The 22,202-nt window shown below is 62.7% G+C and carries 25 protein-coding genes; 7 read left to right on the top strand and 18 right to left on the bottom strand.

All coding sequences use genetic code 11. The features are described from left to right. Positions 1-280 precede the first annotated feature (280 nt). Both AYM40_RS05660 and AYM40_RS05655 read left to right on the top strand, forming a co-directional pair. Entirely contained in the window at positions 281-1,264 is a 984-nt protein-coding gene (locus AYM40_RS05660) for a DUF1521 domain-containing protein (protein WP_063495372.1), read from the top strand. Positions 1,265-2,007: 743 nt separating this feature from the next. Continuing rightward, positions 2,008-4,203: a hypothetical protein gene (locus AYM40_RS05655; RefSeq protein ID WP_063495371.1), complete on the top strand. Its 2,196-nt coding sequence runs from the start codon at positions 2,008-2,010 to the stop codon at positions 4,201-4,203. Between the two features lie 69 nt (positions 4,204-4,272). Here AYM40_RS05655 and AYM40_RS05650 read toward each other — a convergent pair whose 3' ends face one another. Genes AYM40_RS05650 through sctC form a run of 18 tightly spaced genes read right to left on the bottom strand, consistent with a single transcriptional unit; the run spans position 4,273 to position 18,321 of the window. Next, the gene (locus AYM40_RS05650) at positions 4,273-4,701 is read right to left on the bottom strand and encodes a hypothetical protein (protein WP_063495370.1); all 429 of its coding nucleotides are present in this window, start codon (positions 4,699-4,701) and stop codon (positions 4,273-4,275) included. Continuing rightward, a complete protein-coding gene (locus AYM40_RS05645; RefSeq protein WP_063495369.1) occupies positions 4,701-6,032 on the bottom strand; it encodes a FliI/YscN family ATPase in 1,332 nt (443 codons plus the stop codon). Before AYM40_RS05645 ends, AYM40_RS05650 begins: the two co-directional genes overlap by 1 nt. Positions 6,033-6,043: 11 nt before the next feature. Continuing rightward, positions 6,044-8,122, bottom strand: coding sequence for a flagellar biosynthesis protein FlhA (locus tag AYM40_RS05640; RefSeq protein WP_063495368.1), 2,079 nt, complete (start codon positions 8,120-8,122; stop codon positions 6,044-6,046). 1 nt (position 8,123) lies between these two features. Next, on the bottom strand, positions 8,124-8,864 hold the full coding sequence (locus AYM40_RS05635) for an EscU/YscU/HrcU family type III secretion system export apparatus switch protein (RefSeq protein ID WP_063495367.1): 741 nt from the start codon (positions 8,862-8,864) through the stop codon (positions 8,124-8,126). Then, complete coding sequence (locus tag AYM40_RS05630) at positions 8,861-9,583, bottom strand: EscT/YscT/HrcT family type III secretion system export apparatus protein (protein WP_063495366.1); 723 nt, start codon at positions 9,581-9,583, stop codon at positions 8,861-8,863. The genes AYM40_RS05635 and AYM40_RS05630 overlap by 4 nt, the downstream gene beginning before the upstream one ends. A gap of 2 nt (positions 9,584-9,585) precedes the next feature. Beyond that, the gene (gene sctS, locus AYM40_RS05625) at positions 9,586-9,861 is read right to left on the bottom strand and encodes a type III secretion system export apparatus subunit SctS (protein ID WP_063495365.1); all 276 of its coding nucleotides are present in this window, start codon (positions 9,859-9,861) and stop codon (positions 9,586-9,588) included. After that, positions 9,858-10,502 carry an EscR/YscR/HrcR family type III secretion system export apparatus protein gene (locus AYM40_RS05620; RefSeq protein WP_063495364.1) on the bottom strand — a complete coding sequence of 215 codons (645 nt, stop codon included), beginning with the start codon at positions 10,500-10,502 and terminating at the stop codon, positions 9,858-9,860. Before AYM40_RS05620 ends, sctS begins: the two co-directional genes overlap by 4 nt. Next, a complete protein-coding gene (locus tag AYM40_RS05615) occupies positions 10,499-11,470 on the bottom strand; it encodes a FliM/FliN family flagellar motor switch protein (protein WP_063495363.1) in 972 nt (323 codons plus the stop codon). The genes AYM40_RS05620 and AYM40_RS05615 overlap by 4 nt, the downstream gene beginning before the upstream one ends. Then, the gene (locus AYM40_RS05610; protein WP_082854957.1) at positions 11,467-12,246 is read right to left on the bottom strand and encodes a FliH/SctL family protein; all 780 of its coding nucleotides are present in this window, start codon (positions 12,244-12,246) and stop codon (positions 11,467-11,469) included. Before AYM40_RS05610 ends, AYM40_RS05615 begins: the two co-directional genes overlap by 4 nt. After that, the gene (locus AYM40_RS05605) at positions 12,240-12,815 is read right to left on the bottom strand and encodes a hypothetical protein (RefSeq protein WP_063495362.1); all 576 of its coding nucleotides are present in this window, start codon (positions 12,813-12,815) and stop codon (positions 12,240-12,242) included. Before AYM40_RS05605 ends, AYM40_RS05610 begins: the two co-directional genes overlap by 7 nt. Then, positions 12,812-13,585 (bottom strand): EscJ/YscJ/HrcJ family type III secretion inner membrane ring protein, encoded by a 774-nt coding sequence (locus AYM40_RS05600; protein WP_256390480.1) that lies wholly within the window; start codon positions 13,583-13,585, stop codon positions 12,812-12,814. The genes AYM40_RS05605 and AYM40_RS05600 overlap by 4 nt, the downstream gene beginning before the upstream one ends. 3 nt (positions 13,586-13,588) lie before the next feature. Continuing rightward, a complete protein-coding gene (locus AYM40_RS42225) occupies positions 13,589-13,750 on the bottom strand; it encodes a hypothetical protein (RefSeq protein WP_236720897.1) in 162 nt (53 codons plus the stop codon). Beyond that, a complete protein-coding gene (locus tag AYM40_RS05595; RefSeq protein ID WP_063495361.1) occupies positions 13,750-14,070 on the bottom strand; it encodes a hypothetical protein in 321 nt (106 codons plus the stop codon). Before AYM40_RS05595 ends, AYM40_RS42225 begins: the two co-directional genes overlap by 1 nt. Before the next feature lies 1 nt (position 14,071). Further along, positions 14,072-14,530, bottom strand: a complete 459-nt coding sequence (locus tag AYM40_RS05590; protein WP_063495360.1) for a tetratricopeptide repeat protein — start codon at positions 14,528-14,530, stop codon at positions 14,072-14,074. A gap of 55 nt (positions 14,531-14,585) precedes the next feature. Next, the gene (locus AYM40_RS05585; protein ID WP_063495359.1) at positions 14,586-14,900 is read right to left on the bottom strand and encodes a hypothetical protein; all 315 of its coding nucleotides are present in this window, start codon (positions 14,898-14,900) and stop codon (positions 14,586-14,588) included. Between the two features lie 17 nt (positions 14,901-14,917). After that, the gene (locus AYM40_RS05580; RefSeq protein WP_236720896.1) at positions 14,918-15,175 is read right to left on the bottom strand and encodes a hypothetical protein; all 258 of its coding nucleotides are present in this window, start codon (positions 15,173-15,175) and stop codon (positions 14,918-14,920) included. Beyond that, complete coding sequence (locus AYM40_RS05575) at positions 15,153-16,250, bottom strand: hypothetical protein (protein ID WP_063495357.1); 1,098 nt, start codon at positions 16,248-16,250, stop codon at positions 15,153-15,155. Before AYM40_RS05575 ends, AYM40_RS05580 begins: the two co-directional genes overlap by 23 nt. Next, positions 16,240-18,321: a type III secretion system outer membrane ring subunit SctC gene (gene sctC, locus AYM40_RS05570; RefSeq protein WP_063495356.1), complete on the bottom strand. Its 2,082-nt coding sequence runs from the start codon at positions 18,319-18,321 to the stop codon at positions 16,240-16,242. Before sctC ends, AYM40_RS05575 begins: the two co-directional genes overlap by 11 nt. A gap of 426 nt (positions 18,322-18,747) precedes the next feature. On the opposite strand from sctC, the gene AYM40_RS05565 reads away from it, so the two are divergent. The 5 genes from AYM40_RS05565 to AYM40_RS05545 all read left to right on the top strand — a co-directional run bounded on the left by AYM40_RS05565 (position 18,748) and on the right by AYM40_RS05545 (position 22,185). Next, positions 18,748-19,065, top strand: coding sequence for a ribbon-helix-helix domain-containing protein (locus AYM40_RS05565; RefSeq protein ID WP_063495355.1), 318 nt, complete (start codon positions 18,748-18,750; stop codon positions 19,063-19,065). Between the two features lie 137 nt (positions 19,066-19,202). Further along, on the top strand, positions 19,203-19,691 hold the full coding sequence (locus AYM40_RS05560; RefSeq protein ID WP_063495354.1) for a hypothetical protein: 489 nt from the start codon (positions 19,203-19,205) through the stop codon (positions 19,689-19,691). 267 nt (positions 19,692-19,958) lie between these two features. Beyond that, the gene (locus AYM40_RS41830; protein WP_063495353.1) at positions 19,959-20,468 is read left to right on the top strand and encodes a hypothetical protein; all 510 of its coding nucleotides are present in this window, start codon (positions 19,959-19,961) and stop codon (positions 20,466-20,468) included. 107 nt (positions 20,469-20,575) lie between these two features. Beyond that, positions 20,576-21,217 (top strand): hypothetical protein, encoded by a 642-nt coding sequence (locus tag AYM40_RS05550; RefSeq protein ID WP_063495352.1) that lies wholly within the window; start codon positions 20,576-20,578, stop codon positions 21,215-21,217. 359 nt (positions 21,218-21,576) lie between these two features. Beyond that, positions 21,577-22,185 (top strand): TIGR00645 family protein, encoded by a 609-nt coding sequence (locus tag AYM40_RS05545; RefSeq protein ID WP_082854956.1) that lies wholly within the window; start codon positions 21,577-21,579, stop codon positions 22,183-22,185. Positions 22,186-22,202 lie beyond the last annotated feature (17 nt).

Genomic DNA, 22,202 nt, shown 5'->3' with positions numbered 1-22,202 from the left:
ACGCACTTCGTATGTCATGCCGGGGGGAAGTCCATGACATAAACCCGACCGCGATAACCAGCGCCTACGACGAACTGAAGGTTCGAATCCGGCATCTCGACTGGAAAATCGCCCCAGCCCGTCGGCGCAGGCTAAACATATTTTGGACATCTATACATAGATACGCCGTCCGACGATTCAATCCCCTTACCATTTCTGAACCCGGAGCCAATTTCATACCGTCGGCAACGCGGTTCCGGCTGTCCAGTTCAAGCCGACTTTTTATTTCAGGAATATCGACATGCAGGCATCCATGCAGATCAACAGCCCACTGCTCTCGCTCCAGGGAAACCTGAGCCTTCTTGGCGGTCATGCACAGCCGCAGTTGCCGCCTGCCGCGGCGTTCACCGGCGGTCGCGCACAGTCGCAGTTTTCGCCTGTTGCAGCGTTCAACGGGGGCCGCTCACAGTCGCAGTTTTCATCTCCCGCTGGTTTCAACAGCGGCCGCAACCCGTCCAGCCAGATGTCGAACATGACGGGCGGCTTCTCGAAGACATCGTTCTCGGTCTTCAGCCAAAGCACAGGGAACGGCCAGAGCAACACATACTTCGCGCAGGGCACCACTGTCAACCGCGGCCCGGTGGCGAACCAGCAGCCGGCACGCTGGGGCGGCGATGACTATCGTGGCGGCAGCCGCTTCGACAGCCTCTCTTACGACAGTGTGCGCAGTTCGTCGCGCAACGACTGCGGCTGTCATGACTCGGGCAGGGCTAACCAGACGCAGTGGAGCAACACCCAGGTCAACAACAACAAGGCGAGCATCAACCTCGGCGACTACAAGCTCGACTTCGACAAATCGGATTCATCGATGACCATGACCAATGCGAAAAGCGGCGATACGACGAAGGTTTGGGGTGACCCGCATCTCGATCAGCACGCCAACAGTGCCAGCAAGTCGACGGCGATGTTCAACGGTCCGATGACATTCCAGTTGCCGGACAACACCAAGGTTACCGTCGGCACCCAGCCGGCTGCGAACAACAAGTCGGTCTCGTACGCGGATCAGGTCACGATCACCCGCGGTAATCAGGCATACCAGGTCAGCGGTCTGAGCCAGGAAAACAAGGCAGGCCTCAGCGTGCAGAAGAGTCGCGACGGTCGCGCGCTCGATGCCGCCGCGCCGGATGGTTACACCGTTGTGGCAGCCCGCGACGGCAGCGGCTGGATCGACCCGACCACCGGCAAACAGCCGACCGCGAACGACCTCAAGAAAGCCAACGCGTAAGCGCGTTGCCTCCCCATTCATGCCGCGCACACCGGGGGTGAATGTGTGCGACATCCAGCCGGCATGAAGGCTCCCCTGGTATCGCGTCCTGGCACCGGGGAGCAACCGGGAGGCATCCGCGCAATTGGTAATGCATCAGATCAAGACCGCCTTGAAGAAGTACAGGAGTACGGTCAGGATGGCGTCCGCGATATCTTTTTGCGGACGCGAAATTGGACAACATTGGAGACACTGTGACGGCCGCACCGAAGCGGCCAAACTTCTCTGCGAAATTACTGTTCCGATGGTCGGGCTGAGACCGACAACCTGATTGCCGAGCGAGCGTAGCGCGGGCCGGCGCTTGAGTTGGGGGGGTGTATCCGCAGGCCCGGATCGGGCAGGCTCTTTACCTTGCATGCAACGGGAGCATTTATATGACGACGTCTATCAGTGGTACTGATATTTCCCTGTCCCCGGCACAGCGTCGCGACGCTGCTGGCGATATCCCGCCACCTCGCAACGCGCCAGCGCAGCCCGCTATCCGCGACACATCATCCGATGCGACGGACGACGGCGCAGCGTCCGCACGCGACCGGTATGGCCGCAGCAGTGACCAGCGCGTCCCGCCTGTGCCGCAACAGCGATCCGCGCGCGCAGGCGGGGGCACGTCAGACCAGCATGCGGGTGTGGTCGCCAGCACTGCGGTGGTCCCAACGCGATCGCCAGTGGCGCCAGTTGCATCATCGGCATCGGCGGGACCCGTCATGCCGGCTTCTTCCACCACATCGTCCGGCGCCGTTTCAGACGTCTCCTCCGCGTCACCGTTCCTGAGCGGCGTCACGCCCGTCGAACTGCAGGGCCTGCTCGACACGCACGACACACAGACGCTGCCCAACGGCGTGCGCCTGTCGCGCAGCAGCTACCAGGACGAGCAGAACATGGGACGGCTCGGCAGGGACCTGAAGCAGGGCCTCACCGGCTACCCTCCCGGGGTTCAGCAGTTCGAGCAGAAGGTCAACGGCATGCAGGCGCAACTCGGCACGTTGCCGCCGGGCGAACACGAAGCCTACGCAGGCGCCCTCGCGACGCTCGACGTCGCCTTCCGCGACAGCACGGACGCCGGTACGCGGCAACGTGCCGGCCAGCAGCTATCGCTGCTGGATAGCGCGCTGCGCGAGCGCAGCACCAGCGCAGGCAACGATCCGGTCCAGCGGGCGCTGGGCGTGTTCAACAGTCCGGTTGGCGCAGGCTACCTGACCCAGGCGGGCGACCAGCGCAACCTGAACGGATTGACGCAGCTGCGCGACCAGTTTGTTGCCGCATCGACGCCCGCCTCGAGGCAACGCTATTTCAGCCAGGCCGCGGACCTGAAGAACGATCTGCAGCACAGGATTGCCACCGCGATCGACCAGCACACGAAGCAGGAAGACGGCAAGTGGGCCGAAGCGAATGCGGAGGTTGACCGGCTCCTCCACGAAGCCGAAGGGGTCACCGGCGATCCCGGCAAGCGCCATGAACTGATCGGCCGCCAGCTGTTCAGCACCAATCCCGGCTCTGGCCGCGACGACCTCGCGGACCGCCGGCTGCTGGCGTTCACGCAGCGCATGCAGGACGATCCCGCACTGCACGACAGGCTCGTCGACTGGTCGGTCGAGGCCGGACGAAAGCTCAACGGCTATGGCGTCGACGCTCCGAAAGGCTATCTGGACATTCTGAATAACCTGCCGCCGGCCGGTCCCGATTATGTCCGCGATCTGGCCGACCAGTACAACGCGGTGCTGAAAGACGCCTCGCACAAGGACGATTCGATCACGCCGCGCGCCCGCGGGGAAAAACTGGCTGACCAGATTCTCGAAGGCACCGCCCGTTTTCTGCTGGGCATGACACCGCTCGCCCCCATCACGGCAGCGTTTGACGCGCACTCGTCGCTGTCGGAGAACGCACGGCTGGGTATCGACCTGAGTTCCGGCCTGCTCGGCCTCGTCGCGGGCGAAGGCGCAGCGGCTTTCTCCGAACGGCTGGCCGCAGAGGGCGTCGGCGTGGCTGAGGCGGCTTCCAGGGAACACCTGCCCGGGCCGCACACGCCGCTCGACGAGAAGGTGCCCATCCCCGGTGCGTCGTCGGTGCAGCCCCACAACGCCGGCGCGACAGGCATACAAGGCGAAGGCCCGCAGGGCACCGCTGCGCCGCAGGGCTTCGTCGCGGACCCGGCCGTCGCCGAGGCCTCGCAGCGCATCAACGGCACCCGGTCCAGCCTGCCCGACGACTACGCCGTGCAGCCCGCGCCCGCTGCGCTGAAACCCGCCCCGGGACAGCAGGGGGTGCTGGCGGACAACGACGGGCACTACTACATCACCAGTGGCGGGAAGACCTACCCCGCGCGTTTCGACAAAGACAACGGCACGTGGCGCGTCTGGCAGGCCGATAACGCGTACCGGCCTCAGTATCCGGTCAGGCTCGATGCCCAGGGCAACTGGCAGATGCACGACGACGTCGGCCTCAAAGGGGGTAACCCCGGGGGTAGCACAAGCAACCACGACAATATGGCCAACCGGGACAGGCTCGGCGGGGTGGTGCAGAAATCGCCAACGGGCAATGATCCGGGCTCGTATCCAGGCTCCGTAGGTATAGTCAACGATCTACTGAAACACCTTGGCATCAATCTGTCGGACCAATCTGCCGAGTACATCATCGCCAATGTACGCAGGGTGGATGCGGGGGAATTGTTTCACGCCGGTGCGTCGGCATCGGAAGTCTGGACCTTCGCCCGCGATGTCGCGGACCCGAACCTACCGATGAAAGACCGCGCGAGCGCAGCGCTCGGCATGGTTATCAACGGCATTCTGGGACCGACTTACATCGCCCAGTTCGACTTGGAAAACTATCACTTCGGCCGCAATCAAACGGCCGACCTACGCAAAGCGATGCAAATGTACATCCAGTTTGACGGACATGCCTGACAGGTCTTGAGCGGTATTCACCTGTCGGCCGGATTCGGGGCGACTCGCCCCGCTCTCTTCACTGCGGCGCTACCCACCGTCCCGAGCGCCACACGCCACGCGCGCGACAGCCGCCCGCCAGCGGTGCTTTGCATCGTCGTGCCGGACTCGCTCGACATTCCAGTCCCGCAGCGCCTGACGTGCTTCGTGGTGCGCCGACGCGTGTGCTTGCTGCGCGTCGTCCAGTTGCCGATGCAACGCCGGCGTCCTTCCGTCGTGCGCGCGCAGCGTCGCATGCCACTGCCCACCGGCGCTCTGGTCGCGTCGGCAGAACGCGAGCACGCGCTGCCGTTGCGCGGCGTGTCGGTCCAGTGCGGCAGCCTGCTCGGCCACTGCAGCGGCCGCGTGCCGCTCACGCCGACGCGCGTCGGCCAGCGCACGGAGCCTGCGGCGCACCCGCACAGCGCGCACGCGCACGAGCATCCGCCACAATTTCTCCTCCTGCGCCGCGCTGCGCATTACTCCGGGCGCCCTTCGCCGCACACCTCCCGCAGCAGCGCGCGCGTTTCAGCCCACCCGCTGCACTGGTCGTACGGTTGCTGCAGAAAACGCTGGATCGCCGGACGCAGGTCGATCGCGCGGTCAGTCCCGGCATCGTTACCCCGTTCGTATTCACCAATCTGCAACAGCATCTCGACGTCCTCATAACGCGCCAGCCAGTCGCGCACGCGATTCGCGTCGGCACGCTGCGCCGCATCCGCGACGCGGTTCATCAAGCGGCTGCGGCTCCTCAGGATATCGATCGCCGGATAATGCCCAGCCGCGCCCAGTTTCGACGAAAGCTGGATATGTCCATCCAGCAGCGAACGCGCCTCTTCCGCGACCGGATCCGATAGATCGGCCTCGTCGGCGAGCACCGTATAGAAAGCGGTGATGCTGCCTTGTGCCGTCACACCGGCCGATTCAATCAGCCGCGGCAACTGCGCGAACACGCTCGGCGGAAAACCGCCGCGCAACGGCGGCTCGCCGACCGCCAGTCCGAGCTCGCGCAACGCACGCGCATAGCGCGTCAACGAATCGAACAGCAGCAGCACATTGCGTCCGCTCGCGCGCAAGTCGGCCGCAACCTTCGCTGCGAGCTCCGCCGCCTTGATACGCTCCGCCGCAGGACGGTCGGAGGTCGCTGCGATCACGATGGTCGACGCACGCCGCTGTTCGAGATGGTCGCGAATGAATTCGCCTACCTCGCGACCGCGTTCGCCTATCAAGGCAACCACGATCGCGTCGGTCGATGCGCCGTTCGCGATCATGCCCATGATCGTGCTCTTGCCGCCACCCGCCGGCGCGAAGATCCCCGTGCGCTGACCGACGCCGCAGGTCAGCAGGCCGTCGATCGCCCGCACGCCGGTCGCAAACGGTGTGGCAATCACGGGCCGTTCGAGCGGATTGAGCGTCGCCCCTGCCTCGGCCTGCGCCACAGCAGCGGCAGCGGTCGTGAGCAAGGGCGGCGCCAGCCCCCCATCGAGCGGTTTGCCGAGACCGTCCACCACCCGTCCGAGCAGCCCCACTGCGTCGAACATGCCCCATGCCGAGCCGCAGCCCTGCACTTCGGTAATGTCCGACAGGCCGGCCAACCCGGCGAGCGGCATGACCAGGGTGCCATCGTGCGCAAAACCGACCACTTCGCCATACTGAGCTTCGAGCGTGTCCGGGCGCACCAGCCGTACTTTCTCGCCGATTCGCAACGACACGCCCACCACCCGCGCAATCACGCCACGTGCTTCAACCACCCTACCCCGTAACGTCGGCGCGGACATGAACATGGGCACACTATTTCCAAGCGATCGCATGAGGTCCTCCTTTATGCGGCACCAAGTGTCGCGACCGTCTGGACACGAAAGACATCGAGCGGAATCTCTTCGATCGCCAGCACCTCGATGCGCTGACCGAAGTCCCGCAACAACCGCGCAAGATGCGGACGCAGGACTGCATTGGTAACGATCAGACCGATCCCTGACAGGTCCGCGGTAAAGACCTGCTGCGCCCGGGTCAGTTCTTCAGCGGACAACACGCACTGCGGCTCGCCATCAATGCCGCTTCTGATCTGAGCTTCGAGACTGGCTTCCCATGCAGGGTCTAGCACAGCCGTGGAGAGAGTCCACGTCCCGAGGTCAGCGTAGCTGCGCACGAACTGCCGCCCGAGCTGGATGCGCGCTTCCCGCACCATCCGGTCGATCGTGCGCTCCCCCGCCGGCACGCGTACGACAGCTTCGAGAATCGCGCGCAGGTTGCGAATCGGCACATGCTGCAGCAGCAGTTGCCGCAGCACGCTGCCGAGCTGCACCGTGCTCGCAACCTGCCCTGCCTGCGCGACAAGCTCGCGAAATTCGATCGCCAGTTGATCGAGCAGGAAGCGCGTCTCCTGCGTGCCGAGAAAATCGGCCGCCGAACGTTGGCAGACTTCGGTGAGGTGATCGCATAGCGCTTCGTCGACGGTCGCCTTACGGAATCCCGGATCGTCGATCGACGCGGCCTTCGCGGTCGGCACCCAAACCGATTTCGCGGCGCGCGGCCGGTAGCCCTCAACGCCGTCGAACGTAATGAGGCTCTCATCACCGCTCACCAGCGTATGAGCGGCGACCAGCGTGCCACTCGCAAATGGTACATCCTGAATATCGATGATGTAGCGCTCAGGCTCGAGCCGCTGATCGCGCAGCAGTGCAAGACCCGGAAACGGTACGCCCAACTCGACCATCAGGTTGCGGCGCAACTGGCCGAGTTGCCGGTTCAGCGCCTCGGGACGCAAAGCATCGAAGGCCTTGAGGCCGAGCCGCAACCGCAAGGTCGCGCTGGTGCCCAATTCGACGTCATCGAGGATGCGTGGCACGTAGTTGCCGCCGTCGCGCGTCATCTCCGGCATCAGCGCGCGCTGCGAGTTCGACGCGACCGCAGCGTTGCGAATCAAGGTGAGCGCAAGCGCGAGCAGCAGACCGCCGGCAACCGCAAACTGAATGTGCGGAAAACCCGGGATCGCCGCCAATGACAGACACGCCACGCCGGCCATCCCGATCGCCTTCGGATGCACCGCCAGTTGCCGGTAAATGTCGCCGCCGAGATGGGCGTCCGCACCATCGGCCGAGGCGACGCGTGTGACGAGAATACCCGCTGCCACCGACACGATCAGCGACGGAATCTGCGACACCAGACCGTCGCCGACGGTGAGAATCGTGTAGGCATGCAGCGCATCGCTGAACGACATGCCGCGCTGCGCGATGCCGACCGCCAGCCCGCCGACGATATTCACCAGCGCAACGACAAGGCCGGCCACCGCATCGCCCTTGACGAACTTCATCGCACCGTCGAGGGAGCCATAGAAGTACGTCTCACGTTCGAGCGCCGCGCGCATCCGGCTCGCCTGCGCGGCCGTGACCACGCCATTGCGCATGTCGGCGTCAATGCTCATCTGGCGCCCCGGAATGCCATCCAGGGTAAAGCGCGCGGCCACTTCGGCTACCCGGTCCGCGCCTTTCGCGACCACGATGAACTGGATCGCAGCGAGCACGATGAACACGACCAGCCCGACGGCAACATTGCCGCCCACCACCATCTCGCCGAACGCGCCAATGATCTGGCCAGCGTGTGCATGCAGCAGGATCATCTTGGTCGACGCGATCGCCAGCGCGAGCCGCAGCAGCGTGGTAATCAGCAGCAGCGACGGGAAACTCGCGAGATCCGCAGCCTTCGAGACATAAAGCGTGGTGCTCAGCATCGTCAGGCTGGCAGCGAAGCTCACACAGATGAACAGATCGAGCACGAAAGGCGGCACGGGCACGATCAGGAGTGCCAGCACGGCGAGAATGCCGATACCGACGGCAAGGTCGGCGTGACGCGCGAAAAAGGCCGATAGATCGTAGCGGCTGAGGATAGAACGATTCAACATGTTATTGACCAAGCTCCCGATGAATCGCGCGGCGACGGCTTTTTACGTAGGGATCGCCTTCGTCGTCGCGAAACTCCCGTTTAATTTCGTTCTTGTCCATGCGCAGACGGCGCAACCACAGAAAGCGCTGGATGAGGTAGTCAGCGACGGCAGGTGCAATCTGCGATGCGGCCATCCAGGCAAGCAGGTGCGAGTGCGACGTCGCCGTATAGCCGAGGTGAACCGGCAACGAGAACGCCCAGATCGGCACAAGCTGCCGCAGCCATGCGACGATTGCCTGAACGAACAGAAATAGCAGGATCGCGAACTGCAGTAGCGTGAGCGCGGTGTCCCACAAGAGGCGCAGACTGAACATCTGCTTGAGCCCGTTGACCGGGTTCAGACGCTTCGGGTCGAGCGACACACGCTTCCATGCGATTAGCCCGCGCGTCTGCATCAACTCGGGCACCAGAACGGCGAGCGCCCCCACGCCAAGCGCCATCAGTGTCGATGGCATGACCGCGCTCAACGCCGCGAGCGTCGACACGAGCCGATCGCCGAATGGACGCGTAGCGTCTAGCGTCGTCACATGCAGGATCAGTCTGGTCGCGAGTGCATACAAATGCGGCGCCTCGATGAACAGATACAGCCACCAGCAGAGGCCGCTGAACGCCACTGTCAAATGCGTGCTCTTCGCGATCTCGCCGTCCTGGCGTGCGCGGCGGATCCGTTTGGGGGTTGGGGCTTCGGTCTTGTCGCTCATTGCAGATGGATCACGTGATCAAACGCGGCGCGCAACTGTGCGAACAACGGGGGCACGCTCAGCATGGCGGCAAACGACAGGATCAACGCCTTGACGGTGCGTGCGGTGGCAAACGGGTTGAGTCGCTTCGCGTGCCGCGACATCAGTCCGAACGCGACATCGACCAGCAGCGCGAGGCCGAGCAATGGACTGGCGAGCCGCACGCCTTCGGTCAGCGCCACGGCCAGGTCGCGTAGCGCGAGTTGCCGAAACACATCGACTAGATCGACGCGCCAACGGCCTGGTGGCCATAGCACCCACGCATCCGTGAAAAAGCCGACGAGGAGCGGCAAACCCGGCCCCGTGAACATCGTCAACGCAGCAAACTGCGAAAACAACGTTTCGAATAGCGCAGCTTCCTGCTGGAAGTGTGGATCGTAAATCGCCGCGCTCGAGTAGCCGCCTTGCTGGTCAAGCACCGCACCAGCCGCCGAAGCTGCATGAAAGATGGTGCCGAGCAGAAGCCCGAGCGCCGCACCGGTCGCCGCCTCTAAAAAGATTGCCGGTAGCAGTTGCGGCGGCCAACCGGCCTGTCGTGGCAGCATCGCCAGCGCGAGCATCATTGGCAACCGCAACAGGATCCCGAGTGAGCCGCTTTGGCCAAATGGAATCAGGGATAGTGCCACCGCTGGCCTGATCGTACAGAACGCGAAGCCCTCGATATAGTCGATGTAGTTCATGCTCAATGCAGACGCCCCGCGGCGATAAAGGTAAACACATGAGAAAGAAAGCGCGCGAGTTCGCGGCTCGCCCAAGGCGCGGTCACGATCAGCACCGCGCCAACGCAGATAATCTTTGCCCCGTAGGGCAAGCTCTGATCCTGAATCTGCATCACCGACTGCAGCAGTCCAATCAATAAGCCGACCACTGTCGCGACGGCAAGCGCGGGCAGCGATAGCCAGAACACCAGCATGAGCGCATCGCTGGACAAGGTGGCAAGAGTGGGGACACTGTTCATTTGACATAGCCGACGATAAGGCCGTGAATCAGCTTCGACATGCCTGACACCGAAACAAAGACGAAGAGCTTCAATGGAATCGACACCGTGCTCGGTGACAGCATCACCATGCCCATGGCGGTCAGTATGTTGGCAACGACCAGATCCACCACCAGAAACGCGATATAGAGCAAAAAACCCACTTCGAAGCCGCTCGATATTTCGCTGATCAGAAACGCCGGAATCAGCAATTGGAGATCTGTCTCGCGAGCGTCGTGCTCGGGATCGATCCGCTTCGCGGCGCCGACGAGAAACTTCCGTTCGTCGGGCCGCGAATGCGCCAACATGAATTCGCCGAGCGGGCCGCGTACCGCCTGAAACAGATCGAGGGCACGCGGCATGACCACTTCACCGCTATCGCCGGTCGGCAGCGCGGCCCCGATCTTTGCGATGGTCGGCGACATGACGACCAGCGTCGCCGCGAGCGCGATCCCCGAGATCACCAGGTTGCTCGGCGCCTGCTGCACGCCGAGCGCCGAGCGCAGCAGCGTCAACACGATGCTGAACTTCGTGAACGAAGTCATCATCGTGACCGCAAGCGGTAGCAGGCCGAGCATGAAAAACATGCTGACGACCTGGAGCGGATCGAATTGGTCGGTCATGCGGGCAGGTCCCCTTGGGTCATCCGGGTCACGCGCACGCCTAGCGAACCTTCGATATCGATCAGCTCGCCGCGCGCAAACGGAACGCCCTGGCAAAGCAGCGTGACCGTTCGCTCACGCGCGGGCAGCCGGAACGCGACGATCGACCCCTGGCGTAGATGGGCCAGTTCGGCAACCGACAGGGACAGCGTGCCGAGCACAGCTTCGAACGCGAAAGTCAAGGCGTCGATCGGCAGCAGTTCGCTGGTCACTTCCACGGGCGTCGTTTCATCATTCAGGACTTGGTCTACCATGGTGTACTCCTCAGTAAAGTTCAACAAGATCCTGCACGCGCCCAACCGCATTGGCACGCGCAGGTAACACGAATCACGGTCGAACAGCAGCGCATCACCCACCGCGACCTTGCGCAAACGCTGCACGGACATCGACGGGCCGGGCACGCAGATCGGCATACGCACGTACAGACGGCGCAGCAGCGCCGCGCTGGACGACGGCGTTGGCAGGCGCCGTCGCAGCCATGCATCGACCGCCGGACTGCAAAGCGAGAAATGGGCGGCTCGGCCACTCGCCACCTGCGTGACGGCGAGGCCGTATGCGCCCGCTTGGGGGACGGCGTCGAAAGCGACGCCGGCGAGCTCGATCGTGAAGCCGAACAGGCCTTCCAGAGCGCACAACCAGTCGCTCAGTGCGTCGACGACGTGCGTCAGCGCAATGTCACCGCGCTCGCTGATCACCGACGGCGTCAGCTCCGGCAACAGCGCGCCAGCATCGCACGCGGCAATGAACGGCGCTTGCGATGCCACGCCGGATACCAACAAGGGATAACGCTCCCGGCACGGCTCGAACTCCAGCGTGAAGCGCTGCGAGCCGACGCGCACCGTCTGCGGTCCGCCGAAGTGCCGGATCGCCAGGTTGTGGCGCTCGACATCCGCCAGCGCGACGGCTTCCATGTCCGGCCAAAGACTCATGCCGCCTCCCGCACGAACGGACGTCGAAAAACACCGGCCATGCCCGGCGAAGGAGGCCGCGTAGGTGGGGGTGCAAGCGGCGCAGCCAGCGCGGCCAGCGTCTGGCGCAGGTCGTGCCGGACCGCGTCGAGTGTCGTACGCCCTGAGCTGTCGGCCAGGTCATAGGTGCGCAGCACCGCGGCCACACCATCGCGGATGCCACGCTCCAGCGAGCGCAACTGCACCTTCAGACCGCCATCGATAACGCCGGATTCGGTTTCGATGACACACGAATGAGCGGGCAATCCCGCATCGGACAGTACCGTGCAAAACGGCGTGCCGAGTTCCCGCTCGATAGATGAGATCAGCTGCGTCGCATCCTCGAACGCCGCCGGCGCAACCCGTACGGAAACGAGCCGTTGCGACTGCGCCACGGCAACCGCGCGCCGCAATTGATTGACCAACGCCGCTGACGGCGGTAGTTCGCCGACAATATCGCTCACTGCGCCCAGTACGATCTGCGTTAGCCGGTCCTCCAGACGATGAGCGGCGAACACTGCTGCAGCAGTGCGTCCAACCTGTTCGCGCAGCGCAGCTGCCTTGCCGGCCAAGTGGCCCCGACGCCACGCTCGGCGTTTGAGTTCGCGCGCCTGCACCGCGAGGCGGTCGCGCTCATGTGACGCTTCGGCCGCGCGCTCCGCTTCGACGGTACGCAAGCCTTCGAGCGACACCAGTTCCAGCGCGCTCAAATGCCCATCAGATTCAATTCTCCATGGGCCCATTCGACAGATCAGCATGAGTGACCCTCCATCAAACGCCGCGCGTCGGCAACCAGTTCCCGCGCGTCAAATGCAGACAGTCCGTGCACGCGATAGCACGCCGCGGCCTCCGACATCTCGCGCGGCAAGCGCAAGCCCCACCAGAATGCATAGCGGGAGTCTCCAGCCGCTTGCATCGCCAGCGCCAGACCGAGCGCCGTCATCTCGCGCCGACTGAATAGCGACGGTGTCGGCTCGACCGTCAGGTCGGCGGTGTCGGCGCGCGGATGCCGTTGAATCGCGCCAAGCAGGCGCGGCGCAACACCGGCCGCAAACGCGGCACGGGCCTGCGCGGCGACCACGCGGCGCAACGAACGGGCGAATGCGAGCGCGGCAACGATACGGCACAAGCGCGCGCACGCCGGTCGTGGCAAGAGCGGGAGCATGGGCGGCACGTCCGCAAGCGTCACCCGAACCAGTTGCGGGTAACGGCCGAACAAGAATGCATGTGCGGCACGCGCAACACGCTCGTTACGGATGGAATGCCCGGATTCAAGCCAACTGCGATGCGCCCAGTAGGCCGGTGCGCAGGTATAGGCGTGCTTCATGCGTGCTCTCCGGTTCGGGTTGCGGACTTCGATGCAGCTTCGGTGGTGTTTGCTGCGGTTGCTGCATTTGCTGCGGTTGCCTCGGACGCATCGGGCGTCGCTTCCTGGACGACCTGCCCAGGATTTTCAACCGGCGCTCTGGTGCCGCCCCTGCGTGCTTTCCGCTTGAACCACGTGCCCGCCTTCGAACTCCAAAACCACATGAAGCCCGCCACCAATAGCGCTAGCACTGTCAACGCGCATAGCACTACCGTGGTCCGCGACTGCGCTTTACCTCCGTCTTGCTCGCAGGTCGTCACTGCGACACCACCCGCAGCACTGGCGACATCTGCGCCGTCCGCGCAGAGGCCTGGAAAAATCAGTACCGGCGTCACCGGCAGCAGCGTCAGCGACACGCGCGCGGGCGTCAGCCCCTCGACACCGCCTGCCACCAGCGCGCGAATCCGGTCGCGCATTAGTTCGAGGTTGTAGTCGCTGCGGTAACGCATCATCACGGACGCAGACGGCAGCGTGTCTTTCGCGGGCTCCATTGGATCCTTTTCGGGCAGCACGATGTGCACGCGGGCGAGCAATACGCCGTCCATCTTTTCGAGCGTTTCGGACAGTTCCTGCGACAGCCCGAAGATGTAACGGACGCGGTCCTCCTCCGGGCTTGAGATCAACCCTTGACGGCTAAACAGCTCGCCGAGATTCGCGTGCCCGCCGCGCGGTAGTGCATACGCGCTGGCCAGCTCGGTGGCGACCACTGCATCGGCGTCGTCGACCGAGATGTTCTAGGTCCGGTCCGCATTGCGCTCCTTGTAGCCGTTGATACCGTGGTGGCTCAGCGCAGCCACGATGCGGTTCGCCTGGTCCTCGTCCAGGCCTTCAAATAGGGAGGTTCTGCAGCCGACGAGGAGAAACAGGACCGGCAGCAGAATCAGAGTGCGCCGCATCAGCTTCGTTGCGTTAGTGTCTGGATACTGCGGCCGACGTCTTCGGCGACGCTTTTTATTACCTGTATAGTCACCTGATAGTTGTTCATAACTACCTGCAACTCCAGCAATGCGATCGTCGAGAATTTGCCCGAGCTTAACTGGCCAAAGTGCTGCCGCACTTGCTGCGCCGACATATCCTGCGCATCCTGCGCGCTCGCCAACACGCGCTCTAGTAGCGAATCTCCGTAGCTCCCTTCGTTAGCGGATAGACCAGTGACAGGAGAAACATGGGCCACGGCGCTGGTTTGTTCTGGCATGGTGGTGAGGAATTGCAACATATCAATGGCCGCCTCGAATGGTCAGTCGCTTAATGGTTGAATGGGAAGTCGCGTTTTGCGCAACGTGCGCCACGCTAGCGGTATAGGTATAGGGCGCGCATTCGGGCAACGCGAGGAACGCCTCTGCCATCGAACTCGCGCTAGGCTCGTTGCCGTCCGCCACGGTCATCAGCATGCGTACTCCGAGCGCATAATGTCCTTCTAGAACCTGACACACGCCGAGCCAAGCCCGCGCCAGCGCGCTATCGGGTACAACATCCACCGCACGGCCGAAGAGCAACGACGCACGACGGTAGTTCGCGCGATCGAGTTCGACCAGACCCAGCCCGAGGTACGGAAAGGCCCGCCGCGGGTATATCAACGCCAGCCGATCAAACAGATAACGCGCCTCATCGAAGCGTTGATAAGCGCGGGCGAAATGACCTATGGAAATTAACAGTTCCAGTGTGTCGTCCTGCATCTGCAATGTCTCCCGAAGACGCCACGAGGGCGTCTTCGTCCCAGTTAAAGAATCGTTAGCGGACGCTCTCCGCACATTTCTTCGTCCCTTCCCCTATGCTCGACACGATACCGTTGCAGGCCGTGCGGACCGATTGCAGCTTGTTGTTCTCATTCGTGAGGTTCTGCACATCGACGGGATTCGCCTCATTTCCAGCATTTCCAGCATTTCCAGCATTTCCAGCATTTCTAGCATTTCCAGCCGGCTGCTTGCCGCTTGCCATGGCCTTGTCTCCTGCCTTTCTCACGGCATCACTTGCGTTGCTATCCAATGCATATGAAAGTTGGACAGCTTCGTTTCCGGTGAGGGGCCCGCTTCCGTTGATCGCCATATTTTCTACTCCTAAATTTAATCGCACGCGTTTATGAAGCTTACGCTTCGTTCCACCACCTGCCGAGCCGCGCGCAAACACTCGACAAGCAGAATCAGTTCCTTTTCCAAAGCCGGCGAAGCGGTCAACAACGCGTTGTTCACGCGGTCAATTTCGGCAGTGAGCCGGGCTTCGATAGCCTTGCGTCCGGCGCCATCGTCTTCCAGAAGTTGAGCTTCGATTGGCAAATCGACGAATGCGCCGAGCGTACTTTTACCCGCATTTTTTTTGACCATGGGTAGCATCCATAAAAAATTCGTATACCGAACCATCATCGTCGCGCGTGATATCTGCTGCGCAAGCTGAAAGTCGTGTGATCCGTCCGATTGGCAGTCGAGCGCCAACAAAATAGCGCACGCCCTGCGCATCCGTGAGCCAGAACGCGTGACGGCTGGCAAGCAGATTCAGACCAAGCGCGTCGAGCGGCACGCGCACCCGTTCGCCTTGCTGCGCGTGGCCCGGAAAAGTCAGGTCACGCAACCCGTGAACCTCAGCGCGCGCCAGGCGGGCCACACGTGCGTAGTCCCACGATTCGGGCGACAGAAACCCGTGCACGTCAGGCAGCGTCGCGGTGAACGCACCGGGTTCCGCGGTGTGCACCTCGGCGCCGCGGTAGTAGCGCGCAAGAAATTCGCCAACCTCCTCCTGCAACTGATCGAGCACAATCACATGCATCACCGGCGCCCGCTGCCGCGACCACGCGCTCGCGGTCAGCGCTGCGAGATCGGTGGCCGACTGCACATAGCCTTCATAAACGAGCGCACCGGACTTCGGGTCGAGATGCGTGGTCACCAGCCGGAATGCTTCGTTGATGCGCGTCGTGCGCGGCACGCCGGACATTGGGCTCGACGAGATCCATGTCAGCAGCCCAAATACAACCGGTGTGACTAGAACGATCGCTTTCGTCACGGGCGACGCATCGGACCAACGTTTCGCGAGATACGCGAGCGGCGCATTGCGCAGCAGGTAGGCACGCTCGGCATCACGCGCCAGCGTCGCGCTCGGCGCATCGCGGCCGCCGAACTGGAAAGTGACACTACCTACTGAAAACCACGCACCGCGCCCTAACAGCACGCGCCGTCCCGGCAGTATCGATCGGCCGAACACGGCAACGTTCGCGTGGTGCGCGACCACCGCGAGCGACGCACCTCGAGATTCGACGGTGGCATTCTGCGGTTCGACACCCTCGTCGATCACCATCAGGTCCGCGTCCGCGCCACTACCTATGCGTACCGGCTTCCCGGACGACAGCACCACCCTCGCACCGGTGTGCACGCCATCCATCACGACGATCAGCGCGTCAGCGGTCATGGCGGTTCTCCCACGGCATCTTGCTCACCGCCGGCAAAACGGCCGGAGTAACGGGAGATGACGCTGACGACTGCGACGTGTCTCGCGCAACTGGCTGTACCAGGCTTCGCAACGCGGCGTCGACGTTTGGCGCAACGCCGACAACCACTGGTTGCACCGATTCCACCGTGCGGGGCGCGATATTGGTCGGCGACCCCGGCTGCGAAGGCGAAGCGGTTGCTGCAACCGGCGCTCGAGCCGCGATGAAGTCCGGATTCGGACTTGCGTTGCCGGACGTCGGGCCCGCGACGGTCAGCGTCCCATCCGGCGCCCCGTCACCCGACAGCCGTTTTAGGCGCGGTGTGATCAGAATCAGCCGTTCGAGGCGCTCATGCGTGGTCTGCGTATCGCGGAACAGCGCGCCCAGGTACGGCACGTCGCCGAGCACCGGCACCTTTGATGTGGTGTTTTCGCTGCGCTCGTATTGATAGCCGCCTATCAGCAAACTCTCGCCGTCGCGCACGACCGCCTGGGTGACAACCGAATGGTTGTCGACCCGTGGAATGCCATCTACAAACGTCGTCGAGCTGAACGTACCGTCGTCGATCTGGATGTTGAGCCGAATATTGCGGCGCGGGTCGCCGGTCGATTCGACACTCGGCGTAACCTTCAGCGTCAGCCCCGTATCTATATTGAAGAGGTCGACGGCCTGGTTGCCCGCTACGCGCACATACACTGAACTGCGCGAAGTCAACGCCGCTTCCGTGTTGTTCAGCGTCAGCACTTGCGGACGCGATAGCACGCGCGCCTTGCCTGCGTCCTCCAATGCATGAATTTGTGCAAAGAGGTATTGCGCCGAGTTGCCGACCAGCGTCGCCAGATTCAAGCCGCTCGCCGCACTGGCTGCCGTCACCAGGTCCGGAACACCAAAGCTGAGCGGTGCGCTCGCGGTTCCGGAGGCGCCGTTGATGCGCCCATTCGCGCCACCCCAACGCACGCCGAGCGAGCGCGCAGCATTCGAAGACACGTCGATCACCACCGCGTCGATCTCGACCAGTTCCTGCGGCTGGTCAAGCATCGCAATTGCGCGCTCATAATTCGGCATCATCGACACGATGTCGCTGATGATCACCGAGTTGGTACGCTGGTCGGCGACGATGTTGCGGCGCGCGGGGGTTGCGACTGGCTTCGCGGTATCGGAGTCGGGTAGCGGCGGACGATCGACGTCGCCGACGGGCAGCGCGCCTCCCAGCCCCAGGCCAAGCAGGCTGGGTAGCGGAGGCGGCCCGCCGCGCGCGCTGCGGGCGGCAGCACGGGCATCTTCGGCGCGTGGGCCAGGCGCGCGCGGCGCAGTAGGCTGCCAGGTATCCGTCATCAACTGGCGCAGCAACGTAGCGACGCCCGGCATGACTTGCTCCTGCGCCCCAACCGTAAAATGAATGTCCTGCGCTTGCGCGTAGCGCAACGGGAAAACCCGGATGACGATCTCGTCGAACGAAGGCTCAACGGTGGTCTGCCGTTGTGCGTTATCGATTGCCTGTGCAACCGCGTCGACGAATTTCGACGGGCCGGCAACCTTGACGGTCGTCGCCGAATATTTGATCGGCAGGCGGGCATCGTCGACATCCAGGTTGCGAAGCAAGGACGCGACCGCTTCGCGGGTCATCGGCGCAAACGGGATAACCCGGCTGCGCACGTCCGACGCGGTCGCGACATGCATCGCCTTGCCGTCGAAATACCAGACAAGGCCGTAGGCCTCTACCAGTTGGGTGAATACATTGCCCGGCGTGTCGTCGAAGCGGCCATTGACCGCACCTTTCACGTCGCGGCCTATGTCCGCGCTCAGGCCCTCGACGGCAAGCACGTCGCGCAACACGTCCGGCAGTGGCGCACCGTTTACTGCGTAGTGAATCGGCGCGCCCTGCCAGACGGGCGTTGCGGCGTCGGCCCCCGGTATCAACAGCACCAGGCAGGCCACCCCGAGCGAACCAGCGAGGCGACGTACGGCGGCCGAGGGCATGCACGGCGACAAGGACGGCAGTTCACCGCTGCCTCTCCTGAGAACCGAATCGTTGAGTCGCGTGATAAGCATTAGAAAATCCCTGGCTACGTGTGTTGACCGCATTAGCCTGAAATTTAATGACGCTTCCATCCACCCTGGTCATATACATGTAAGACATTCGCGAAAGAGCAGACGCGGTGGCCGCCTGTTCCATTGTGCTACTCAAGCGAATACCAATATCCACGACTCATCCGCGACCAAATCCACCCAATTGACTCGCCCATCTCTAAATTAAGAAAAAATACCAATGCCGATAAGTCATACATCTGTATGACCCGTTTCCGCCGTATAGAGCGAGGATTGATGGGTAGCCAACCTGATTAAACCGATCATGACAAACGACCTATTAAATTCATGTTGCACCGCCAAGGTTTTCTCAAAATTATTCAGCGCCTTTAAGGACTTCGACTCCTCAATCGTCGTTTTGCACAGTCCGAATTTCCGGTGCGCCTACACATGCGGGTGACACGCTACTGCACCTTCACTCCGCAACTGGCAAGGCCCAAGCTGCGCTCTGTCAGAATTAACGGATTCGCAACCTGCCTACGGCTTGAAGAGATCTACTGGAGAATCATTGAAGAAATCGCGCGTCAGGAGTCTCTGACAGTCGGAAAGCTAATATCAAAATGGGCCATTGAAATTGACATGACGCAAGAAACCATCTGTAACTTCACCGGATTCATCCGAATAATTTGTGTAACTCAGGTACTCGCACACAAACACCCGATCGACATGAGGACGATCGACCCGGACGCGCCATGCAACTCATTTTAATAAAGCACAAGGAGGTTTATCGAATAATCATATTTAGTTCTTTCGTACAACCCGGTACGACAGCAGTTGACCATTCCGCTCAATTTCATACGGAATAACAACTGAGCGTTTTAATTACTCATGAGAAGGATTTGAGAATGACGAATGCAATCAACAACATGGGCCAGAGCAACCCCATCCCGTCGAATTTGCCCCCGGCGACAACGCAGGGCACGGGCAACGCTGCGTCCCCCACCGTGCGGGCGTACGAGTACGCCCCGAACGGCAAGCTCGCCGACGTTCCGTCGAATGTGCCCCGGCCGGACAGAACGCCGCCAGGTTTTGACCCGTCCCACGACGCGTTGGTGCGCCTGCCCGACAACACGCACAACACGGTCCCGCCCGCGCAACAAAACACCGGGTCACAAGATGCCGTGCCGAACGACACGGACGCTTTGCCGCAAACGCAGAGCTGTCTTCACGGAGGGGCGGCGTGTGAAATTGGTGGCGCAGCGAAGAAAGAATCGCACAAGACGGCCTCGCCCCCTGCGCCCCCCCGCGTGAATTCGGACAGCCCCTCCGATACCAATGGGAAGTCGACGCCGCACGCTCGGGAAGAGGGGAAGAATGACCTTATGGTCTGGTGAGTAAGGTCATGGACGTCGTCCAGTCGCTCATTCCCGCCGTGATGCCTCTTCTCGGCGCAGCCATATCGATGATGAGCCAAGCGGGAGCGGGTGGAACTGGTCGAGTGGGTGGAACAGACGGAGCGGGCACCGCCTGACGAGCCCCTAAAACAACTGGCTAGCGCAGTGAGGCTGGCCGGGCCAAGGAGCGGCTCCACGGTACGCCGCCCCGTTTCGAGTCGCGCTATTCCCCTTACGTTGCAATTAATTAATGAGAAGGATTTAAGAATGATGAATGCAATCAGCAACATCAGCAGCACCCGGTTCGATATGCCCATGCCGGCAGCGCCGCAAAATAACGTGCAGACGGAGACGCACTCCGTCTCCGTACGGACGTTCCCGCCCGACGACATGGGCGATATGAACGGTGCGCCGCCGGCCATGGCTTCAGCCGATCTGCACGCCGAACATGCCTTGAACGCGGCCGCGGACAACACCGGCAATGCGCCGCAGGCGGGCAACGCAGCGCAACAGGGAGCGAACGGTGGCGGCTTGCTGGGTGGTCTGTTGAGTGGGCTCATGGACCTCGTCAAACAGGTCCTTCCCGCAGTGATGCCTCTTCTTGGCTCGGCCATGTCGATGATGGGCCAAGCGGGAGCGGGTGGTGCTGGTGGATTGGCTGGTGCTGGTGGATTGGCTGGTGCTGGTGGGTTGGGTAACGCTGGTGGATTGGGTGACGCTGGTGGGTTGGGTGACGCTGGTGGAATGGGTGGAACAGACGGAGCGGGCGCCGCCTGACGAGCCCCTAAAAAGCAACCGGCCAGCGCAGCGACGCTGGCCGGGCCAAGGGGAGGCTCCGCGGTACGCCGCCCCGTTTCGAATCCCGCTATTCCCCTCACGACGCAATGAATAATTCCCGCAGGCTGGGTTCCGTCGATTTCCGGCGCCTGGACGACCTCGTCAGACGCTCGAATGCAGGGCTGCACCCGGCGATTGCCGAGTTCGTCGACGGAGGCCATCGTCGAATCGGTCAGATGCTGCGCAGCGGGTCGCCGCCAGACGCGGCCGCGCAGCGTTTCCTCGACGCACTGCAGTCGATGCAGGATTACGTCGGCACCTCATACCGGGTATCGCAGATCACCCTTGGTGGTCTCGCCGCGCTACGACGCGGCCGGGACCGCCAATTTGCCGACTCCGGTATACAGTGCGCCTTTGTGCTGCCTTGTAGCGCAGCGACATGGGCGGCGCACGCGGCTCAAGCACAACTGCACGAAGGTGTGTATCGGCTGTTCTCGATCTTCGACGAATCAGTCCCACAGAAGAATCTGTCGACCGCACGACTCGCGGATCATGTCGCGGTACCTCCCGGAACGCCGTTGCGGCTCAAGGCTCTGCGCATCATTGCCAGCCAATGTGCGGCGGGCCCGGGCCTTGCACGCGTTGTCGCACATTTCGCCCGTGCGAATCACGCAGGCGGTACGCCATACGATCTTTACAGCGGTGGGTACGCGACGCCGCAACCTGCCACTGAAGTTGCTGCCGGCTAACACGATCATGTTTCGCGGCGAGCGGCCCGCGCCGCACGCCATGGACCACAGCAGCCAAACCATACTACCCCAAGTGCGAGGGCACATTGCCCGTCTCCACCTGGCTCGCTGCCCAGCGGGACCGTCGGCCGCTTAGGGCCACAGCAGCGCCGGCCGGCCCAGACTGCCCGCCGCGCCGCAGCAAATTCAGCCGGCGCTGTACAATAGCCCGCCTGACGCGAGCTTTTCCGGCCTCCCCTGGCCGCGTTCCGCGCCGTCTGCGCCTTGGTTTGCGTGCTCGATCCGCGCGTTTGGTTTGCGCTTCGGGTCAGCGCATATAGTCCGTGTTCCGTCACCTGCGTTTCATCTGACTCCTGCCTATGTCCGCCCCGCGACCCGACTCAGCCCGTCAGCGCCGCCCGATGCGTCCGCTGCCCGCCATCATCTTCATGAGCCGCTGGCTCCAGGTGCCGCTTTACCTCGGTCTGATCGTCGCGCAAGGCGTCTACGTCGTTCTGTTCCTCAAGGAAGTCTGGCACCTCGTCACGGCCTCGATGACGCTCGACGAGACCAACATCATGCTGGTGGTACTTGGCCTGATCGACGTGGTGATGATCTCGAACCTGCTGATCATGGTGATCGTCGGCGGGTATGAAACCTTCGTGTCGCGCTTAGGCGTGGAGGGGCATCCGGACGAACCGGAATGGCTCGACCACGTGAACGCCGGCGTGCTGAAGGTCAAATTATCGATGGCGCTGATCAGCATCTCGTCGATCCATCTGTTGAAGACTTTCATCAGCCCCGATCAGAATTCGACGCACACCATCATGTGGCAGGTCATCATCCACGTCGCGTTCCTCGTGTCGGCGCTGGTGATGGCTCTCGTCGACCGTCTGACCACCCATACGCATCCGAAACATTTTCAGGAACCCACGGCGCTGCATGTCGTGGGTTCGACCGGTTCCATTCCCCTGAAGGCGCACGACTGACCGCACTGCCCTGCGTG

The sequence above is a fragment of the Paraburkholderia phytofirmans OLGA172 genome (assembly GCF_001634365.1).
In the GTDB taxonomy this organism is placed as follows: Bacteria; Pseudomonadota; Gammaproteobacteria; order Burkholderiales; family Burkholderiaceae; genus Paraburkholderia.
Note: the sequence above shows the minus strand (reverse complement) of the source record. Positions and strands in the feature narration are given on the sequence as shown.

What these genes read in the sequence shown, in the direction of transcription:
- AYM40_RS05660 (WP_063495372.1), top strand. Translation starts at nt 281, where the DNA reads ATGCAGGCATCCATGCAGATCAACAGCCCACTGCTCTCGCTCCAGGGA.
- AYM40_RS05655 (WP_063495371.1), top strand. Translation starts at nt 2,008, where the DNA reads ATGCCGGCTTCTTCCACCACATCGTCCGGCGCCGTTTCAGACGTCTCC.
- AYM40_RS05650 (WP_063495370.1), bottom strand. Translation starts at nt 4,701, where the DNA reads ATGCGCAGCGCGGCGCAGGAGGAGAAATTGTGGCGGATGCTCGTGCGC.
- AYM40_RS05645 (WP_063495369.1), bottom strand. Translation starts at nt 6,032, where the DNA reads ATGCGATCGCTTGGAAATAGTGTGCCCATGTTCATGTCCGCGCCGACG.
- AYM40_RS05640 (WP_063495368.1), bottom strand. Translation starts at nt 8,122, where the DNA reads ATGTTGAATCGTTCTATCCTCAGCCGCTACGATCTATCGGCCTTTTTC.
- AYM40_RS05635 (WP_063495367.1), bottom strand. Translation starts at nt 8,864, where the DNA reads ATGAGCGACAAGACCGAAGCCCCAACCCCCAAACGGATCCGCCGCGCA.
- AYM40_RS05630 (WP_063495366.1), bottom strand. Translation starts at nt 9,583, where the DNA reads ATGAACTACATCGACTATATCGAGGGCTTCGCGTTCTGTACGATCAGG.
- sctS (WP_063495365.1), bottom strand. Translation starts at nt 9,861, where the DNA reads ATGAACAGTGTCCCCACTCTTGCCACCTTGTCCAGCGATGCGCTCATG.
- AYM40_RS05620 (WP_063495364.1), bottom strand. Translation starts at nt 10,502, where the DNA reads ATGACCGACCAATTCGATCCGCTCCAGGTCGTCAGCATGTTTTTCATG.
- AYM40_RS05615 (WP_063495363.1), bottom strand. Translation starts at nt 11,470, where the DNA reads ATGAGTCTTTGGCCGGACATGGAAGCCGTCGCGCTGGCGGATGTCGAG.
- AYM40_RS05610 (WP_082854957.1), bottom strand. Translation starts at nt 12,246, where the DNA reads ATGCTGATCTGTCGAATGGGCCCATGGAGAATTGAATCTGATGGGCAT.
- AYM40_RS05605 (WP_063495362.1), bottom strand. Translation starts at nt 12,815, where the DNA reads ATGAAGCACGCCTATACCTGCGCACCGGCCTACTGGGCGCATCGCAGT.
- AYM40_RS42225 (WP_236720897.1), bottom strand. Translation starts at nt 13,750, where the DNA reads ATGCGGCGCACTCTGATTCTGCTGCCGGTCCTGTTTCTCCTCGTCGGC.
- AYM40_RS05595 (WP_063495361.1), bottom strand. Translation starts at nt 14,070, where the DNA reads ATGTTGCAATTCCTCACCACCATGCCAGAACAAACCAGCGCCGTGGCC.
- AYM40_RS05590 (WP_063495360.1), bottom strand. Translation starts at nt 14,530, where the DNA reads ATGCAGGACGACACACTGGAACTGTTAATTTCCATAGGTCATTTCGCC.
- AYM40_RS05585 (WP_063495359.1), bottom strand. Translation starts at nt 14,900, where the DNA reads ATGGCGATCAACGGAAGCGGGCCCCTCACCGGAAACGAAGCTGTCCAA.
- AYM40_RS05580 (WP_236720896.1), bottom strand. Translation starts at nt 15,175, where the DNA reads ATGGTCAAAAAAAATGCGGGTAAAAGTACGCTCGGCGCATTCGTCGAT.
- AYM40_RS05575 (WP_063495357.1), bottom strand. Translation starts at nt 16,250, where the DNA reads ATGACCGCTGACGCGCTGATCGTCGTGATGGATGGCGTGCACACCGGT.
- sctC (WP_063495356.1), bottom strand. Translation starts at nt 18,321, where the DNA reads ATGCTTATCACGCGACTCAACGATTCGGTTCTCAGGAGAGGCAGCGGT.
- AYM40_RS05565 (WP_063495355.1), top strand. Translation starts at nt 18,748, where the DNA reads ATGCGGGTGACACGCTACTGCACCTTCACTCCGCAACTGGCAAGGCCC.
- AYM40_RS05560 (WP_063495354.1), top strand. Translation starts at nt 19,203, where the DNA reads ATGACGAATGCAATCAACAACATGGGCCAGAGCAACCCCATCCCGTCG.
- AYM40_RS41830 (WP_063495353.1), top strand. Translation starts at nt 19,959, where the DNA reads ATGATGAATGCAATCAGCAACATCAGCAGCACCCGGTTCGATATGCCC.
- AYM40_RS05550 (WP_063495352.1), top strand. Translation starts at nt 20,576, where the DNA reads ATGAATAATTCCCGCAGGCTGGGTTCCGTCGATTTCCGGCGCCTGGAC.
- AYM40_RS05545 (WP_082854956.1), top strand. Translation starts at nt 21,577, where the DNA reads ATGTCCGCCCCGCGACCCGACTCAGCCCGTCAGCGCCGCCCGATGCGT.